The organism is Arthrobacter sp. Y3221160 (assembly GCF_059092585.1).
Map to the genome: position 1 here is coordinate 1,949,576 of NZ_JBNHHU010000001.1, position 16,618 is coordinate 1,966,193.

A 16,618-nucleotide genomic window follows, 5' to 3' on the forward strand; every position below is an offset into this window, starting at 1 on the left:
CCCCGGGCCCTCCGCCGCCCCGGCAAGCACGACAACATGTGTCGCTGTCCTAGACTGGCATCGAATGCCCCCGAGTGATCAGGAGTAGGATTTTGGCCGACAACCCGACGTACCAGAACGTCACCTTCGAATCCGCAGGCACCGAGGCCCATGGTTATCTGGCCGTACCCGAGTCCGGGTCCGGCCCCGGCGTCATCGTCATCCAGGAGTGGTGGGGCCTGGTGGACCACATCCGAGATGTTGCCGACCGCCTCGCCGCCGAAGGTTTTGTCGCGCTGGCACCGGACCTCTACGGCGGACGTATCGCCCACGACGGCAAGGAAGCCGCCGCAATGATGTCGAAGCTGCCGGAAGAGGAAGGCGCCCGGCTGCTGGCCGGCGCCGTGGACTACCTGCTGGCCCACGAGTCAGTCACCAGTTCCACGGTGGGTGCCATCGGTTTCTGCATGGGCGGCGGCTTTGTGCTGGCGCTGGCCGCGCAGCAGGGAGAGCGCATCAGCGCGGCCGTGCCGTTCTACGGCGTCGGCCAGGGCGTGCCCACATCGTACGAAGGGGTCCGCGCCGCCATCCAGGGCCACTACGGCGAACAGGATAAGTCCTACCCGGTGGAGAAGGCCAAGGCGCAGGAGGAGCAGATCCGCCGCGAGTCCGGCGCGGAAGTGACCTACTACTTCTACGACGCCCCGCACGCCTTCCACAACGACGAGAACCCGCAGGGCAACTATCGTCCCGAGGAGGCCAAGCTGGCCTGGAGCCGGTCCGTGCAGTTCCTCAAGGACAAGGTCAAGTAGCTTCGGGGATTATGGGACGACGTCGGTGCTCACCCGGGCACCGACGTCGCCTTCCTTCTCTCGCAAGGCTCGGACGGCCGCCGCACACTGCTTCAAGACCATCTCCGACGGAGAAGCCGACCGGCAGGATGGGGCAGTCCGATGCATCACTCCGCTTCGGATGACTCCCGCTCTGGCGTGAGATAGAGCTTCCGCAGGGTTTCGTGCACCGTCCACGTGGTGCGCATCCCTGCCGAAAGCAGCATCAGGGAGCCTGGGGCCAACGGGACCGCCGTCCCGGCGGCGTCATGGGCGTCGTCGTGGTGGAACGCCACGGTGGCGCTGCCGGAGACGACCAGAAACAGTTCATCGGCTTCCGTATCGTTCATGCTGCCGGTGGACATTTCCCAGACGCCAACGCCGAGGTCGCCCAGCCGGCCCAGGCCATGCAGGCCGGTAGTCGGCGCGCCCTCGGCCACTTGGGCAGCCGGCACGGGCAGATGGTCCAGTGTCAGGTCGGTGATATTCAGCGGCAATCCGGGAATCAGTGTCTTCATCAGGGCGCTCCGTTCGCGTGTTGGCCATAAGGTCCGGCATCGGTGGCTTCAACATGCTGCCCCGGCCGGGCCTCCCATCTCTGTGATCGCATTCACCCATTGTGACCGCCTCTGGCCACTTTTCCGCGGCGGCGGTCTCCGGCCACGACGTCGTGCCCGCCCAGCGCAGTCCTTCGGTTCCCCTCCCCGAGCGGGGCGGGGAACCGAAGCCATGTTGTTCTTTTACGGGGCCCGCTACTCTGTTGATCATGAAGCCCGAGGCGGCGTTGGTCGGCTGGCTGCTCGACTCCGATCCGGCACTGCGCTGGCAGGTCGAACGGGACCTCGCACATGCGCCCCCCGAACGGTGGGCCGCGACAAAAGCGAAGGTGGCCACCGAGGGCTTCGGCGCGCGGCTGCTCGCGCACCAAGACCCCGATGGCCAGTGGGCCGGCGGGGCCTATTTCCCCAGCGACTTCGACTTCCAGGGGCCGGAAGCGGCCGAGGGCGCCGGACAGCCGTGGACCGCCACAACCTGGTCGCTCAATTACCTCCGGGACTGGGGCCTCGACGCAACAGCGCTCGCCGGCACGGCCGACCTGCTTGCCGCCAATAGCCGCTGGGAATACGAGAACCTGCCCTACTGGGACGGCGAGGTGGACTGCTGCATCAACGCCTTCACCCTGGCCAACGGCGCCTGGCTGGGTGCGGACGTGGGCGGGATCGCCACCTGGTTCATCGAGCACCAACTGCCCGACGGCGGCTGGAACTGCGAATGGATCGAAGGTTCCACCCGCTCGTCCTTCCATTCCACACTCAACACCTTGAAAGGGCTGCTGTACTACGAGTCCGTCGCCGGGGGCTCGGACGATCTCCGCGCCGCCCGCCACGCCGGCGAAGAGTACCTGCTGGAACGCCGGCTGCTGTACACCCGGTCGACCGGTGAACTCGTCGGGCCTTGGGCCGCGCATTTCGCCTACCCGTTCCGCTGGCTCTACAGCGCACTGAATGCCGTGGATTACTTCAGGTCGGCCACGCTCCACGACGGCACGGCTCCCGATCCCCGGCTCGCCGACGCCGTGGAGGTGATCCGTGCCGCGCGCCAGCCGGACAGCACCTGGCTGCAGGAACGCCGCCACCCCGGCCGCGTATGGTTCGACGTCGACGTGCCGCCGGGTGAGCCGTCCAAGTGGCTTACGTTCTACGCCACGCGCGCGCTCGCTTGGTGGGACGGGGCGGAAGCCCTCCCGCCTGCTCCGGGCTACCGGTCCGAGACCGTGTGACCTTGGTCGCGGTCGCTTCAGCAGGACGAGCCGACCGGGTGTGAAGGACACCGGGAAGCTCGATGTCAATCAATTGTGAGGCGGTGATGCCACCGGATTCCCACCAATTTGCCGGGTGCAATCTCCGTGGCTATCCTTGCCTTATCCACGGGCCTCCCGGTCTAGTCTCTGACCGGTTGTAGATAACGGGTGGACACTTCTTTTTGTTACGGACTAGGGAGTTCTACATGCATTTAACGCCCCGTGAGCACGAAAAACTCATGATTGTGGTCGCCGCCGACCTTGCCCGAAGGCGCCAGCAGCGCGGCCTGAAACTCAACCATCCCGAAGCGGTGGCCCTGATCACCTATGAACTGATCGAGGGCGCCCGCGACGGCCGGACCGTCGCGGACCTGATGAGCTACGGGACCACGATCCTCTCCCGCGGCGACGTCATGGATGGCGTGGCGGAGATGATCGCCGATGTGCAGGTCGAGGCCACTTTCCCCGACGGCACCAAGCTGGTCACCGTCCATAACCCGATCCGCTGAGCCTGAGGAGAGACCCATGAAACCGGGAGAATACATCCTGCGCGGCGAGCCCATCATCTGCAACGAGGGCGCCGAGACCCGCATCATGAACGTGACCAACCGGGGCGACCGGCCGGTTCAGGTCGGTTCGCATTACCACTTCGCCGAGGTTAATCCGGCGCTCGATATGGACCGGGTCGCGGCGCGCGGCTTTCGGCTGGACATTCCGGCGGGCACGGCCGTGCGATTCGAGCCCGGTGACGCGCGCAGCGTGCACCTGGTGGAGATCGCCGGGAACCGCGAGGTCTACGGCTTCCGGAACCACATGAACGGGTCGCTGGGCGCCAGCGTCCCCCCGGCCTACACCGACGCCATCGGCGGCACCGCCGGCATCAACGCCGAGGCCGAGCCCGAACTGGCGGCCGAATACGACATCGACCTGCCCAACGTCGGCGTCGAGGCGGCCGGCTTCCACACCACGTACGGCATGGACCTGGTCGACGAATCCCGCGGCCCGAAGGCCGGCGGCGCCGCCAAGAAGGCGGGCGGACGCGGCGAGGCCGCGGAGCAGACCGAGCAAAATGCTGCGGAGAAGACCGACGGCGGCGGGGAGGAACAGCGATGAGCTTCGAGATGAACCGCAGGCACTATGCGGAGATGTACGGGCCGACTACCGGCGATGCGATTCGGCTGGCGGACACCGACCTGCTGCTGGAGATCGAACACGACTACACCCGCTACGGCGAGGAAGTGGTCTTTGGCGGCGGGAAGGTCATCCGGGACGGCATGGGCCAGAACGGACAGCGCACCCGCGACCAGGATATTCCGGACACGGTCATCACCAACGTCGTCGTGCTGGATTACAGCGGCATCTACAAGGCCGACGTGGCACTGCGGGACGGGCACATCTTCAAGATCGGCAAGGCAGGCAACCCGGACATCTCCGACGGCGTCGACATCACCATTGGTGCCGCGACGGACGTGATCGCCGGGGAGCACAAGATCCTCACCGCCGGCGGCATCGATACGCACGTGCACTTCATCAGCCCCGACCAGGTGCCGGTGGCCCTGGCGAACGGCGTCACCACCCTGATCGGCGGCGGCGCCGGGCCGTCGGATGCCTCCAAGGCGACCACCGTGACGCCGGGGCCGTGGCACATCGGCCGGATGCTGCAGGCGGTGGACGACCTGCCGATCAACATCGGACTGCTTGCCAAGGGCCACGCCAGCGCGCGCGGTCCGCTGGCCGAGCAAATCCGGGCCGGGGCCATCGGCTTCAAGGTGCACGAGGACTGGGGCGCCACAACCTCCTCGATCGACATGTCGCTGCGGATCGCCGACGAGTTCGACGTGCAGGTCGCCATCCACGCGGACACCCTCAACGAATGCGGTTTCGTGGAGGACACCATCCGCGCCATCGACGGCCGCGTGATCCACACCTTCCACACCGAAGGCGCCGGCGGCGGGCACGCCCCGGACATCATCCGCGTCGCCGGGCTGCCCAACGTCCTGCCGGCTTCGACCAACCCGACCCTGCCCTACACCACCAACACGCTCGATGAGCATCTGGACATGCTCATGGTCGCCCACCACCTGAACCCGGACATCCCCGAAGACGTAGCCTTCGCCGACTCCCGGATCCGCAAGGAGACCATCGCCGCCGAAGACGTGCTGCACGACCTCGGCGTCTTCTCGATCACCAGCTCGGACGCCCAGGCCATGGGCCGCGTCGGCGAGATGGTGCTGCGGACCTGGCAGGTGGCGGATGCCATGAAGCGCCAGCGCGGCAAGTTCGAGCAAGACCCGGAAATCGGCGACAACTTCCGGCTCAAGCGTTACGTCGCCAAGTACACCATCAACCCCGCGCTCGCCCACGGCATCGCCGACTCCGTCGGCAGCGTCGAGGTGGGTAAGTTCGCCGACCTGGTGCTGTGGGACCCGGCCTTCTTCGGCGTCAAACCGGAAATGGTGATCAAGGGCGGACAAATCGTGCAGTCCATCATGGGCGATGCGAACGGTTCCATCCCTACCCCGCAGCCGCGGACTCTGCGGCACAACTTCGGGGCGTTGGGCAGCGCCGTGCACTCGTCCTCGATCACGTTCATGCCGAAGATCGCCATCGACGAGGGCATCCCGGACCGACTGAACCTGCGCCGGACCGTCCGCGCGGCCCACGGCATCCGCACCCTGACCAAGGCAGACCTGAAGTACAACGGGGAGACGCCGGACATCCAGGTCGACCCGCAAACCTACACCGTCACGGTCAACGGTGAAGTAGCCACCTGCGAGCCCTCGACCGTGCTCCCCATGGCCCAGCGCTACTTCCTGTTCTAAACCGAGCCATACCTTGAAAGGACGTAGTCAATGATCATTGAGCGCGTCATCGCCAACCGGCACGATCTTCCGCACACGGAGCTTGCCGGCCTGCACGAGGAGAAGGTAGCACTTCCCAGCAGCGAACTGGTCAAACGCGTCCAGCGCGTGACCACCGATCACGGCCGCGAAATCGGCATACGCCTGGCCACCCCGGGAGACCTGCGCGACGGCGACATCCTGTTCCGTGACGAGTCGAACGTCATCGTCGTCAGCGTCCTGCCCACGGACGTGCTGGTGATCGCCCCGCGCACCATCCGGGAAATGGGCGTGGTGGCCCACAGCCTGGGCAACAGGCACCTGCAGGCGCAATTTTTCGACGCCGGAAGCGACTACCGGGCGGAGGTCATGGTGGTGCAGTACGACCACACCGTCGAAGACTACCTGCAGCACATGCAGGTGCCCTACTCCCGGCAGGAGCGGGTCATGCCCGTGCCGTTTCGACATGCCGAACACACGCACTGAGGCACCCGGGCGCCACCCGTCGTCGTACCTGCTGCCCCTGCTGCAGCTGGCCGACTCCGCCCTGCCCACGGGCGCCTTCAGCCACTCGTTCGGGCTGGAGACGTTCCTGTCACGCGGGCTGGTCCGCGACGAGAAGACCTTTGCGGTCTGGCTCGGCCAGTTCATCCACACCCAGCTGACGTACAGCGACGGCCTTGCCATCCGGCTGGCCCTGGAAGCCCGCTCGACGGCGGAACTACGGGAGCTGGACGCGATGCTGGCGGCGCAGGCCCTGCCGCGGCAGGTGCGCGAGGCGGGCGTGAAAATGGGTGCGCGGATGCTCCAGATTGCCTCGGTCATCCTCGACAGCGACGAGATCGAGCAGTACCGCGAAGACGTCGAGAGCGGCGAATGCAGCGGACATCCGGCGCTGGCGTTCGCCATCGCCGGGCGAAGCCTGCACGTTCCGCTGCCGGAGCTGCTGGGCACCTACCTGTTTTCGACGGCGACCTCGCTGACGCAGAATGCCATCCGCGGCATCCCGATCGGCCAGGACGCCGGGCAGCGGGTGCTGCGCCAGGCCCATCCGGAGATCACCGTGGCAACGGCGAGGATCGCCGGACTGGGACGCGGCGACTTCGGCGCCGCCGCCCCGGGACTGGAAATCGCCCAAATGCGCCACGAGCGGCAGCGCGCCCGGATGTTCATGTCCTGACCCGCCGTCGCACGCAACAAACCCGGCCGCACCGCGGCCGGCCCACGGAACAAGGAGTAAGACAATGGAACCCATCAAGATCGGTATCGGCGGCCCCGTCGGCGCCGGCAAGACCCAGCTGGTCGAACGCCTCACCCGGCACCTGTCCGGCGAAATCTCCATGGCCGCCATCACCAACGACATCTACACCATTGAAGACGCGAAGATTCTGGCCGCCAACGGCGTGCTGCCGCTGGACCGGATCATCGGCATCGAAACCGGCGGCTGCCCCCACACCGCCATCCGCGAGGACACCTCGATGAACTCCTCCGCCGTGGAGGAATTGATCAAGCGGCACCCGGACCTGCAGGTCGTGTTCATCGAAAGCGGGGGTGACAACCTCTCGGCAACGTTCAGTCCGGAACTGGTGGACTTTTCCATCTACATCATCGACGTGGCGCAGGGCGAAAAGATCCCGCGCAAGGCCGGCCAGGGCATGATCAAGTCGGACCTGTTCATCATCAACAAGACCGATTTGGCGCCGCACGTGGGTGCAGATCTGTCGGTAATGGAGTCCGACTCGAAGGAATTCCGTGGAGACAAGCCGTTCTGCTTCACCAACCTGAAGACAGACGAGGGCCTGGACAAGGTCATCGACTGGCTGCGCCGCGACGTGCTCATGCAGGACCTGGCGCAGTGAGCGCGGCCCAGCCGGCGGGCGTGCAGCTTCCCATCGGTGAGCTGCGCCTGACGGTGGGCCTGCGCGGCGGCCGCGGCGTCGCCACCTCGCAATACCACCAGGGCGCGCTGCGGGTTATCCGACCGCATTACCTGGACGCGTCCGCGCAGGTCGCTTACACGATCGTGAATCCGGGCGGCGGCTATCTTGGCGGGGATGTCTACGAGGTCGACGTCCAGGTCGAGGACCAGGCCCGCCTGTTGCTGACCACCCAGTCCGCCACCAAGATCTATCGGACGCCGGGCGAACCGGCCGTGCAGCGCACCCGGTTCCGCCTCGGCCCCGGCGCCAGCCTGGAGTACCTGCCCGACCAGCTCATCGCGTACCGGGAGGCCACCTACCGCCAGGAGACCGTCGTCGAGCTCGCCGCGGACTCCTCCCTGGTGATGTGTGACGTGGTCACTCCCGGCTGGTCCCCGGACGGCAGGCCCTTCCGGTACGAGGAGGTGCGCATCCGCAACGACATCTACCGCGACGGCCGCCTGCTCGCCCTGGACAACCTGCTGATCCGCCCCGGCGATCCGGACGCGCCGCTCTCCAGCATGCTCTTCCTCGAAGACTATTCGCACCTGGGCTCGATGCTCGTGGTGGACCCGCGGGTGGACGGCGACCTGGTGCGCGAGCTGCAGGACCGGTTGGCCCCCATGGATCCCGGCGGGCAGCTCGGCCTGTCTCTGCTCAACGGCCCCGGATTCGCCCTGCGCGCCCTGTCCCGCAGCACCGACACGCTGAACGCCATGCTGCACGCCGCCGTCGATCTGCTCCGCCACCGCTGGTTCGGCCAGCAACCACTGAATCTTCGCAAGTACTGACCCAGCCTTGTTGGAGGCACTGATCATCTTTCCGTCATCGGACCCTACCCCACGCGCACGCGACGTGCGCGACGACCAGACCCCACGCGGCGCGGACCCGCTGCTGCGGGCAAGGCTCCGGCGTCGTCATCTCTTCTGGGTAGTGGCGCTGGCCGCGCTTCTCGTCGCCGGAATGGTGCTGTCTGTGGCGACCGGGCCTGTCATGCTGAATACCGCGACCGTGGTCCAAGTGATCCTGTCGCATATGCCGGGCCAGCCGTCCGGGTATCAGCCCGATCCGACAGCCTCGACGATCGTCTGGGACGTCAGGATGCCCCGCGTGCTGCTCGGATGCGTCGTAGGTGCCGGGTTGGCGGTGTGCGGAGCAGCGCTGCAGGCAATGGTGCGCAACGTGCTGGCCGACCCCTACCTGCTCGGCATCAATTCCGGAGCCTCCAGCGGTGCGGCAGCCATGATCCTGTTCGGCGTCGGTCTGGGGGTGGGCGAACACGCTCTGCCCGCCAGCGCCTTCATCGGCGCGCTGGCCGCGTCGATGGTGGTCTTCCTTATCGCGCGCTCGGCCGGACGGGTGACCTCAATGCGGCTGCTGCTGGCCGGCGTTGCGATCGGATACGCGCTGACCGCGGTGACCAGCTTTCTGGTCTTCGCCTCCGGCTCGGCAGAGGGCGCCCGGTCCGTCATGTTCTGGTTGCTTGGGTCCCTGGCTTTGGCCCAGTGGGGAAGCCCCTTGGCCATCGTCGTCGTGGTGGTCCTGATTACCAGCTGCCTGCTGACCCTTGCCGGAAGGCGCTTGGACGCGCTGGCCATCGGCGACGAAACCGCTCACATCGTCGGCGTTGCACCCGGCCGGTTCCGCACCCAGCTGCTGATCGTCATCTCCCTGTGCATCGGTGTGGTCGTCGCTGCCTCCGGATCGATCGGCTTCGTTGGACTGGTAGTTCCGCATCTCGCCCGCAGGCTGGTCGGTGCCGCCCACTCCCGGGTCATCCCGGTCTCTGCCCTGCTCGGTGCCATCTTCCTGATCTGGGCCGACCTGCTCGCACGGATGCTGCTGCAGCCGCAGGAGTTGCCGATCGGGATCATCACGGCTTTCATCGGCGCTCCCTTCCTGCTCTACCTCATCCGCAGGATGCGCCCGGCGGGCTGAGTGTCACCCCACGTCCGCGTTATCGCCCACATCCACTAGCCTGAGGAGAATTCATGAAAGCTGCCGCCCACCTGCTGTCCGCTGCAGCCGCGGCGGCAATCGCCTTCGGTTTGGCCGGCTGCGCCGGGACTTCCGGGAACGCCGGGAACGCCGGAACACCTGCAGCACCCGAGGCCGATGGCTACCCGCTGACCATCACCAATTGCGGCGCCGCGGTCACCCTGGACGCGCCGCCGGAACGGGTTGTCATGCTGGACAGTTCACCGGTCTCCTACTTGGCCGCACTCGGTGTCATGGACACAGTAGTGGCCCGCGCAGGCGTCTACCCGGCCGAATACTTCGACCCGGCCACGCAAGGCGAACTCGCCCGCATTCCGCTCTTGACCGACCGCCTGGACACCACTGGCCACCTGCAAATTTCGCAGGAAGTCGTGTTGGCGCAACAACCGGATCTGGTCCTCGGCACGGCCGAAAACCTTAACCGTGAAACACTAGCCGCCGCGGGCATCCCCATGCTGCAGGAACCGTCCTTTTGCCCCAACGCCTCGGAAACCCCGGAATTCAGCACCGTTGCGGATCAGCTGCGCACCTACGGCAAGATCTTCGGCGTCGAAAAACGGGCCGAAGAAGCAGCCCGCGAGCTCAAGGCCCAGGTGGAGCAGATCACCTCCGAGACGGCCAACACCGGCCGCCGCACTGCGGCCGTCCTTTACCCGACTGTCGGCGGCGGAAGCACCTACGCCTACGGCACAAGGTCCATGGCCCAACCGCAGTTGGAGGCCGCCGGGCTGAAAAACGTTTTCGACGACGTCGACCAGCGGGTCTTCGAGGTCACCCGCGAGGAACTCATCGGCCGCAACCCCGATGTCCTGATCCTGCTCCACTCCGCCGGGGACCCAAGCAGAGTGGCCGACGCCGTCACATCTTTGAAGGGAGCCTCCTCCATGACCGCGGTGGCCAACGACGACATCCTCGTGCAACTGTTCAACTTCACCGAGCCGCCGTCACCGCTGTCGGTCACCGGACTCGAGCGGATCGTCGAGCGGTTCGGCCAGTGATTTCCGGCTCCGGCATCTCCTTCTCCTACGGCTCCCGCGACGTCCTGGACCGCGTTGACCTCCACGCCCGGCACGGCGAAGTCCTGGGCCTGGTGGGACCGAACGGCAGCGGCAAGAGCACCCTGCTGCGGATCCTGTACGGATCGCTGGCCCCGCACACCGGAACGGTCATGCTGGACCATAAGGAACTGCGCCGACTCAACGCGCAGGAGCGCGCCCGGACGGTCTCAGTGGTCGTGCAGGAGACACCGGGCGACCTGCCCCTGCTGGTTTCCGACATGGTGCTGCTCGGCCGCACCCCGCACCAACCGCGGCTGGGCCGGCGTAAGGCGCGGGACGAACAGGCCGCGGCCCGCGCACTGGAACGGGTCGGCATGCTGGGCCGGGCGGACCAGGGCTTCGACCTGCTCTCCGGCGGGGAACGGCAACGTGTTTTGATCGCCCGGGCGCTGGCGCAGGAAGCGACGCACCTGCTGCTCGACGAACCGACCAACCATCTGGACATCCGCTATCAGCACGAGATCCTCAAGCTGGTGCGCGACCTGGCGGGGACCAGCAACCATGCCGTCGTCGTGGTCCTGCACGACCTCAACCTCGCTGCTGCCTACTGCGACCGCGTCCTGCTACTCAACGAAAGCCGGGTGGTTGCTGCCGGCACACCGTCCGAGGTGCTGGTCCCGGAGAACCTTGAGCCGGTGTACAAGATCGGGGTCAGCCGTTTCCAGTTCGACGACGGCTTTCAACTGGTATTCAGACCATTCCCTTCAGCTAATCCGCCAGGCTGAGAGCGTCCGTGCTCCACGGCCATCGGTCAAGATCATCGGAGGCCCAACCGCACCAGCCACGGAAAAGGTTCCGTCGTTGGTCCGCCGGTTTAGCCGGGGCGCAATGGCCTCTTGGTGCCGAACCTGTCGTTGCCGAGGTCCCGGACGACACCGATGAGTTGATTCTTGAGTTGCTCGGTCTCGTCGTCCTCGCCCAGAAGCTCTCGTCCCAATTTCACCACCTGGTGGAAGGTCTCCTTGCCGCTTTCGGAGATGTTGACCCGTTGCTCGCGCCGGTCGTTCTCGCCGCGGACGCGGGATATGTGACCAGTCGCTTCCAGCCGTGCCAGGGTCTTGCCAACGGTCTGTGGCTGCACCCGCACCCGCTTCGCCAGTTGTGCTTGGGCCATTGCCCCCTCCACGGCAAGGATCTCCAGGACAGTCGCACCCGCATGGGTCAAGCCGAGGGAGGCCAGCCGCTCGTTCCACTCGTATTCGACAAGCCTCGCGGCTGTGGAGAGAAGCCGGGGCATGTGCCACTTGGATAGATCAGGCATGCAGAATTATAAGCAAACTGATCTTCCTAAGGTCAATGGTTTATCCACAGTGGAGGGCAGAATAGGCCTTTATTTCTGCCCAGCGCGGTGCCGGCGACCCAGCCGGCACCGCGCTGCCCCGTCGAAAGGCCAACCCGTACGACCCCTGAAGGATAAGCCGCAGCCAGGTTGCCGTGGAGCCGCTCTGCCCGGGCCAAGCCCGGCCCCGGCATCTGTCGTATTGCAACGGTGCTGTAGGCTTCGATTTAGGAGGCAGGTCTGTCTGTCTCCAGAACGCAGCACGCGCTCTCTCACCGAGCGACCAAGCGCTGCCTTTTTCCCTTGGAAAGGGACATCGATGGATTCCGTGACCGATACCAATACGCTGCCCCTGTCGATCGCGGAGTTGGACTCCACGATCTATACCGGACAGCCAGCTGCAACAGCCGAACTGCCTGAAGGCCAGGTCCAGACAGCTTCCGACCTGACACCCGGGCAGAAGAAAGCGCTGGAGGCCGTTACCGTGCGGGCGGGACAGGTCGAGGCGGCGGAATGGGCCTTGGACCAGGCGAAGGCCGTCTTCCAAGAGCAGACAGCCGCCGCGCTGGCCTCCGGAGTACCTGCCGAACTGGTTGCCGCAGCTGCCGGAACATGCGCCTCCGCCCTCCCGGCACCGACCAGCGGGGCTGGCGCGAACTCCCAGGATTTAGTGGCCATCGGCTGACCCCGCCCTGCCCGCACGGCTTGACGCTGCCGGCTCTGGTCAGCCAGGTCCGTTTCGTCCGCTGAGAGATCGTGCAGGTATTGCTGACGCCAGGGTGCAGCCTGGAGTTCCCGTCGGTGGCTTCGGCCAGGACCGTCAGGTGCTTGCGGAGCGCCGGGACGTGCTCGGGGACGACCCGACTCTTGTGATAACTGGATGAGCATGCGGTGCGTCCCTAAGATTTCGGCCGCCACCTGCGGCTGTTCGCTTGCGGAATGCCTGGTTGGTCGAAAGCAGGCTCGATGCGCTCGTCCATGTTCAGCACCCAGGGCCGCAGCTCGGGACTGTGTCGACTCGGGGAGTTGTCGTTCAGCCCCCGTCTGGGGTTGTTTCTCTGACGGATGCTTTCGAAGGGTGTTTCTCGTCCAGGAGTTGGGCCAGATGGATGCCCCGACGATCACTGAGGTCTGCGATTTGGGTCCGGCACGAGTACCCGTCAGCAAGAACAACGGTCTCATGAGTGGCGGAACGTACGGCGGGAAGCAGTTGTTGTTCTGCTACCGCCAGGGATACCTCGTAGTGACCCTTTTCTACTCCGAAGTTTCCCGCGAGACCGCAGCACCCTCCGAGCTTTTGTACCTTCGCACCTGCGCGCTCCAATAGCTGAGCGTCCTGATCCCACCCCATGACAGCGTGGTGGTGGCAGTGTGGCTGCGCTACAACAGTGGTGCCTTCCAGCGGTGGTGGGGTCCATCCAGGGACCGACGCCAGCAGTTCAGCAAGTGTCATGGTGGCTTCCGCGACTTGACCTGCAGCGGATTCGCCGAGCAGCTCCATCGCATCCGAGCGCAGCACACCCGTGCAGGACGGTTCTAGTCCCACGATAGGAATTCCAGCGGCGGCATAACGCTGCAGCTCATTGACGGTACGGCCCAGAATTCTCCGTGCGCTGTCTAACTGTCCCGTGGATATCCACGTCAGACCACAGCACAACGGAGTGGCTGGGATTTTTACGTCGAATCCAGCCTTTTCCAGTACGCGAACGGCGGACTGGCCGACCTCGGGAGTGAAATAGTTTGTAAAGGAATCTGCCCAGAGCAATACAGTCCTCGGCTGTGGGGAGGCATCGTCTTGCGGACTGCCAATCTGGCTTGGAAGTGGGTCGTCGCCAGTAGGGCGTTGACTGCTCTCTCTCGCCTGGAACCACGAGTGGAACGTCTGCATCGTAAAAGCAGGTATGCTGCGTCGGTGATCGACGCCGGCCAGTCGAAGTCCCATCGGCCCGAGCACCGGCAGCTTGGCAAGGGCGTTGACAAGGCTGGGAAAGAGGGACGCCATCCGTGCCCAACGTGGCAGCCAGCCCAACGAGTAGTGGGACGCTGGACGGAGCCGTCGGCGATAGCTCTGATGGAGGGTCTCTGCTTTATAGGCAGCCATGTCCACGCCAGTCGGACAGTCTGATGCGCAGCCTTTGCAAGAGAGGCAGAGATCAAGCGCTTCGTGGACTTCCGGCGATCGCCACCCGTTGCCGCCCTTGTTAATCATTTCCTGCAGTACGCGGGCACGCCCCCGAGTGGAGTCCTTTTCCTCCCGCGTAGCTAGATAGGAGGGGCACATCACCCCGCTGCCGCCTGAAGTGTCGGCGCGGCACTTTCCCACCCCGGTACAGCGGTGGACTGCTTGGCTGAAGTCGCCCCCGTCATGGAGGTATCCGAACCCAAGTCCACCTCTTAGTGGTGCGGCTTGAGCGACGCGAACGCTGCTGTCCAGTGGCAGCGGATCGACAATAACACCCGGGTTCAGCAAATTGTCTGGGTCAAGAATTGCCTTGACCTTTCCGAAAAGGTCGAGCGCAGAGGGCGAGTACATGTAGGGTAAGAGCTCGCTTCGTGCGCGTCCGTCTCCGTGTTCACCGGAAAGGGAGCCTCCGTAATTTGAGACGAGCTGAGCGGCAGCGGTCATGAAGTTGCGGAAACGAGTAGTTCCGTCGGCCCGGTCGAAAGGGACATCCAGCCTGACATGGACGCAACCGTCGCCGAAGTGGCCGTAGGGGAAGCCGCTGAGCTTGTGTTCGATCATCAGGTTATCGAAATCCCTCAGGTAATCACCGAGCCTCTCGGGAGGGACGGCGGAGTCCTCCCAGCCCGAGTGGGCAGGTGCTCCTGCCACCGAGCGACCCGCCAGCCCTGCACCGTCGGCACGGATTTGCCACAGAGCCGCTGCTTCGCGGGGATCTGAGATGACCCGAGCCGAAGCAGCAACGCTTTGGGTCAGACGTTGTGCCCTGTCTGCCACCTCGGAGGGGCTCTCGCCGGCGATCTCGACAAAGAGCCAAGCCGCGCCTTCGGGCAACCTGGGGACAGCAGGTGCGCCCTTCGCGGCGCGAACAACGTCCACGATCCTCGAGTCCAGCCCTTCGCACGCCGTCGGATGGAACGGCATAACGTCCATGACAGCGTCTCCGGCCGATCCGATATCGGCGAATCCGAGAACGACCATGGTCCGATATGGCGGATCCTGCACTAGTCGAACGCCGGCTTCAAGGACGATGCCCAACGTTCCCTCACTGCCTACCAGTGCGCGCCTCAAGTCGAAGTTGCGCTCGGGCAGTAAATGCTCCAACGCGTACCCCGAAACCTGTCGGCCAAAGCGTCCCAGTTCTGTTCGGATGGTGCGGAGCTCGGACTGCACCAGCGCGCGCAGAGCGGTTGTTTCCGGAGACGACGGTGTGGCATCTGCCCCCAGCAGCAATCGTGTTCCCGTCCCGGCCACAACGTCGAGATAAGTCACGTTGTCGACTGTGCGGCCATAGGCCAAGGTGCGGGAACCGCAAGCGTTATTCCCTATCATGCCCCCGATGGTGCACCGGCTGTGGGTGGAAGGGTCGGGCCCGAATCGAAGCCCCTCGGCCAAGGCTTTGCCTTGCAGCGACGCATGCACAACCCCGGGCTGGATCACCGCCGTGCGGGTGGCCGGATCTATGTCCAAAACCTTGTTCATGTAACGACTAAATTCAAGGACGACTCCGCTGCCGACTGCGTTGCCGGCCACAGAAGTTCCTGCTCCACGGGGGGTCACGGGGATTCCGCGCTCACGGCACACCTCGAGGGTTGCCATGACTTCGTCGGCGTCGTACGGGAAAACAACAGCAGCCGGCGGTACACGATACAGCGATGCGTCGCTGGAATATGCGGCTCGGGTAGTTCCATCATCGCGGACATCTCGCACGCCAGCGCTGCGTAAAGCCTTCGTGAGCGACTGGGGCGCGGCTAAAGCGGTCATGGGTAGCATGCTACATGCTATAGCCGGTCAATGGATAGGCTGGGAGCCCGACGCGGCCCCCATAGATGGCTCCTGCGCATACGTGACATGTAACATGTCAACAACAATCCGATAGACTGTATGAGTGTCGCATTCCGAACGAGTTTTCTCAGCGCTGGGAGAAACCAGCGCCTCTCTCACCGAGCGGACCATTGAGGCCGTAAGAGCGGCCGTGCGCTCCGGGGCGCTCGTTCCAGGTGAGCTGTACTCCGTATACAAGATTGCCGAAGAACTCGGCATCTCACGCAGCCCAGTGCGGGAGGCGCTACTGCGGCTTGCGGAAACAGGCATGGTGAAATTCGAACGCAACCGCGGTTTCCGCGTGGTTCTGCCGACGCCGCACGACATTGCGGAAATCTTTTCGATCCGCCTGGCATTGGAAGTGCCTGCAGTACGCCGTGCTACGCTACGTGCCGACACCAACGACCGCGATGCCCTGCGTCGGCAATATGCCGAGATGGAGAAGGCCGCAGACATCGACGATAAGTCGGCCTTCGACCGACATGACCAGCAATTTCACGCTCTCCTGCTCGACATCGAAGGCAACAGTCGCACGAAAAGCATCATTAACAACCTCCGGGACTCAACCCGGCTATTGGGAGCCTCCACGATGGGCTCTGAACGCTCTCTGCGGGAGGTTCTTCTCGACCACCTTCCCATTGTTGAGTCCTTCGAGAACGGCAGTGACGAGGCAAGCGCACTAGCTATGGAACGCCACTTACGGACAACCGGGAGGTTGCTCCTTCAGCAGGCATTGCGCGAAAGCAGCAAGCCGGATGAGGAAGATGAGATTTGGAATAGCCTTATCGGGTAGGAGGAATTCCAGCGGGTTTCTCCCCCACCCGGCCGCGGCTGGGGGAGAAACAAATCTGGCGAACCTCAGGCATGTTGCTTTGCCCGCGAACACGCGACTGTGGGCCCAGAAGTCC

General features: G+C 64.9%; 16 protein-coding genes and 1 pseudogene. 14 read left to right on the plus strand and 3 right to left on the minus strand.

Going from position 1 to position 16,618, the window contains the following annotated elements:
• The first annotated feature begins 89 nt into the window (after positions 1-89).
• Positions 90-791, plus strand: a complete 702-nt coding sequence (locus tag AC5RWG_RS09055; RefSeq protein WP_494013781.1) for a dienelactone hydrolase family protein — start codon at positions 90-92, stop codon at positions 789-791.
• 146 nt (positions 792-937) lie between these two features.
• On the opposite strand, the gene AC5RWG_RS09060 is transcribed toward AC5RWG_RS09055, so the two are convergent.
• Complete coding sequence (locus tag AC5RWG_RS09060) at positions 938-1,327, minus strand: cupin domain-containing protein (RefSeq protein ID WP_494049309.1); 390 nt, start codon at positions 1,325-1,327, stop codon at positions 938-940.
• Positions 1,328-1,575: 248 nt separating this feature from the next.
• Between AC5RWG_RS09060 and AC5RWG_RS09065 the strand changes: the two genes are divergently transcribed.
• The 11 genes and pseudogenes from AC5RWG_RS09065 to AC5RWG_RS09115 all read left to right on the plus strand — a co-directional run bounded on the left by AC5RWG_RS09065 (position 1,576) and on the right by AC5RWG_RS09115 (position 11,150).
• Complete coding sequence (locus AC5RWG_RS09065; protein WP_494166799.1) at positions 1,576-2,589, plus strand: squalene cyclase; 1,014 nt, start codon at positions 1,576-1,578, stop codon at positions 2,587-2,589.
• 227 nt (positions 2,590-2,816) lie between these two features.
• Positions 2,817-3,119, plus strand: coding sequence for an urease subunit gamma (locus AC5RWG_RS09070; protein WP_494000932.1), 303 nt, complete (start codon positions 2,817-2,819; stop codon positions 3,117-3,119).
• Between the two features lie 16 nt (positions 3,120-3,135).
• A pseudogene (locus tag AC5RWG_RS09075) lies at positions 3,136-3,570 on the plus strand (urease subunit beta); the annotation flags it as partial.
• Positions 3,571-3,719: 149 nt separating this feature from the next.
• Positions 3,720-5,432, plus strand: a complete 1,713-nt coding sequence (gene ureC / locus AC5RWG_RS09080; RefSeq protein ID WP_494000933.1) for an urease subunit alpha — start codon at positions 3,720-3,722, stop codon at positions 5,430-5,432.
• Between the two features lie 30 nt (positions 5,433-5,462).
• Positions 5,463-5,936: an urease accessory protein UreE gene (ureE, locus tag AC5RWG_RS09085; protein ID WP_494025142.1), complete on the plus strand. Its 474-nt coding sequence runs from the start codon at positions 5,463-5,465 to the stop codon at positions 5,934-5,936.
• On the plus strand, positions 5,917-6,630 hold the full coding sequence (locus AC5RWG_RS09090; RefSeq protein WP_494166800.1) for an urease accessory protein UreF: 714 nt from the start codon (positions 5,917-5,919) through the stop codon (positions 6,628-6,630). The genes ureE and AC5RWG_RS09090 overlap by 20 nt, the downstream gene beginning before the upstream one ends.
• A 64-nt stretch (positions 6,631-6,694) precedes the next feature.
• Positions 6,695-7,309 (plus strand): urease accessory protein UreG, encoded by a 615-nt coding sequence (gene ureG / locus AC5RWG_RS09095; RefSeq protein ID WP_494000936.1) that lies wholly within the window; start codon positions 6,695-6,697, stop codon positions 7,307-7,309.
• Positions 7,306-8,160 carry an urease accessory protein UreD gene (locus AC5RWG_RS09100; protein WP_494166801.1) on the plus strand — a complete coding sequence of 285 codons (855 nt, stop codon included), beginning with the start codon at positions 7,306-7,308 and terminating at the stop codon, positions 8,158-8,160. Before ureG ends, AC5RWG_RS09100 begins: the two co-directional genes overlap by 4 nt.
• A gap of 64 nt (positions 8,161-8,224) precedes the next feature.
• Positions 8,225-9,307: a FecCD family ABC transporter permease gene (locus tag AC5RWG_RS09105; RefSeq protein WP_494076513.1), complete on the plus strand. Its 1,083-nt coding sequence runs from the start codon at positions 8,225-8,227 to the stop codon at positions 9,305-9,307.
• 53 nt (positions 9,308-9,360) lie between these two features.
• A complete protein-coding gene (locus tag AC5RWG_RS09110) occupies positions 9,361-10,365 on the plus strand; it encodes an ABC transporter substrate-binding protein (protein WP_494076514.1) in 1,005 nt (334 codons plus the stop codon).
• Entirely contained in the window at positions 10,362-11,150 is a 789-nt protein-coding gene (locus AC5RWG_RS09115) for an ABC transporter ATP-binding protein (protein WP_494166802.1), read from the plus strand. The genes AC5RWG_RS09110 and AC5RWG_RS09115 overlap by 4 nt, the downstream gene beginning before the upstream one ends.
• Positions 11,151-11,239: 89 nt before the next feature.
• Here AC5RWG_RS09115 and AC5RWG_RS09120 read toward each other — a convergent pair whose 3' ends face one another.
• Positions 11,240-11,686, minus strand: coding sequence for a MarR family winged helix-turn-helix transcriptional regulator (locus tag AC5RWG_RS09120; protein ID WP_494101368.1), 447 nt, complete (start codon positions 11,684-11,686; stop codon positions 11,240-11,242).
• A 346-nt stretch (positions 11,687-12,032) separates the two neighbouring features.
• Here AC5RWG_RS09120 and AC5RWG_RS09125 point away from each other — a divergent pair, with 346 nt between their 5' ends.
• Positions 12,033-12,389, plus strand: coding sequence for a hypothetical protein (locus AC5RWG_RS09125; RefSeq protein ID WP_494101367.1), 357 nt, complete (start codon positions 12,033-12,035; stop codon positions 12,387-12,389).
• A 348-nt stretch (positions 12,390-12,737) separates the two neighbouring features.
• On the opposite strand, the gene AC5RWG_RS09130 is transcribed toward AC5RWG_RS09125, so the two are convergent.
• A complete protein-coding gene (locus AC5RWG_RS09130) occupies positions 12,738-15,650 on the minus strand; it encodes an FAD-binding and (Fe-S)-binding domain-containing protein (protein ID WP_494166803.1) in 2,913 nt (970 codons plus the stop codon).
• A gap of 124 nt (positions 15,651-15,774) precedes the next feature.
• On the opposite strand from AC5RWG_RS09130, the gene AC5RWG_RS09135 reads away from it, so the two are divergent.
• Positions 15,775-16,503 carry a GntR family transcriptional regulator gene (locus AC5RWG_RS09135; protein ID WP_494101365.1) on the plus strand — a complete coding sequence of 243 codons (729 nt, stop codon included), beginning with the start codon at positions 15,775-15,777 and terminating at the stop codon, positions 16,501-16,503.
• Positions 16,504-16,618: the final 115 nt, after the last annotated feature.

Coding starts and splice junctions, on each gene's coding strand:
- AC5RWG_RS09060 (WP_494049309.1), bottom strand. CDS start 1,327: ATGAAGACACTGATTCCCGGATTGCCGCTGAATATCACCGACCTGACA.
- AC5RWG_RS09065 (WP_494166799.1), top strand. CDS start 1,576: ATGAAGCCCGAGGCGGCGTTGGTCGGCTGGCTGCTCGACTCCGATCCG.
- AC5RWG_RS09070 (WP_494000932.1), top strand. CDS start 2,817: ATGCATTTAACGCCCCGTGAGCACGAAAAACTCATGATTGTGGTCGCC.
- ureC (WP_494000933.1), top strand. CDS start 3,720: ATGAGCTTCGAGATGAACCGCAGGCACTATGCGGAGATGTACGGGCCG.
- ureE (WP_494025142.1), top strand. CDS start 5,463: ATGATCATTGAGCGCGTCATCGCCAACCGGCACGATCTTCCGCACACG.
- AC5RWG_RS09090 (WP_494166800.1), top strand. CDS start 5,917: ATGCCGAACACACGCACTGAGGCACCCGGGCGCCACCCGTCGTCGTAC.
- ureG (WP_494000936.1), top strand. CDS start 6,695: ATGGAACCCATCAAGATCGGTATCGGCGGCCCCGTCGGCGCCGGCAAG.
- AC5RWG_RS09110 (WP_494076514.1), top strand. CDS start 9,361: ATGAAAGCTGCCGCCCACCTGCTGTCCGCTGCAGCCGCGGCGGCAATC.
- AC5RWG_RS09120 (WP_494101368.1), bottom strand. CDS start 11,686: ATGCCTGATCTATCCAAGTGGCACATGCCCCGGCTTCTCTCCACAGCC.
- AC5RWG_RS09130 (WP_494166803.1), bottom strand. CDS start 15,650: ATGACCGCTTTAGCCGCGCCCCAGTCGCTCACGAAGGCTTTACGCAGC.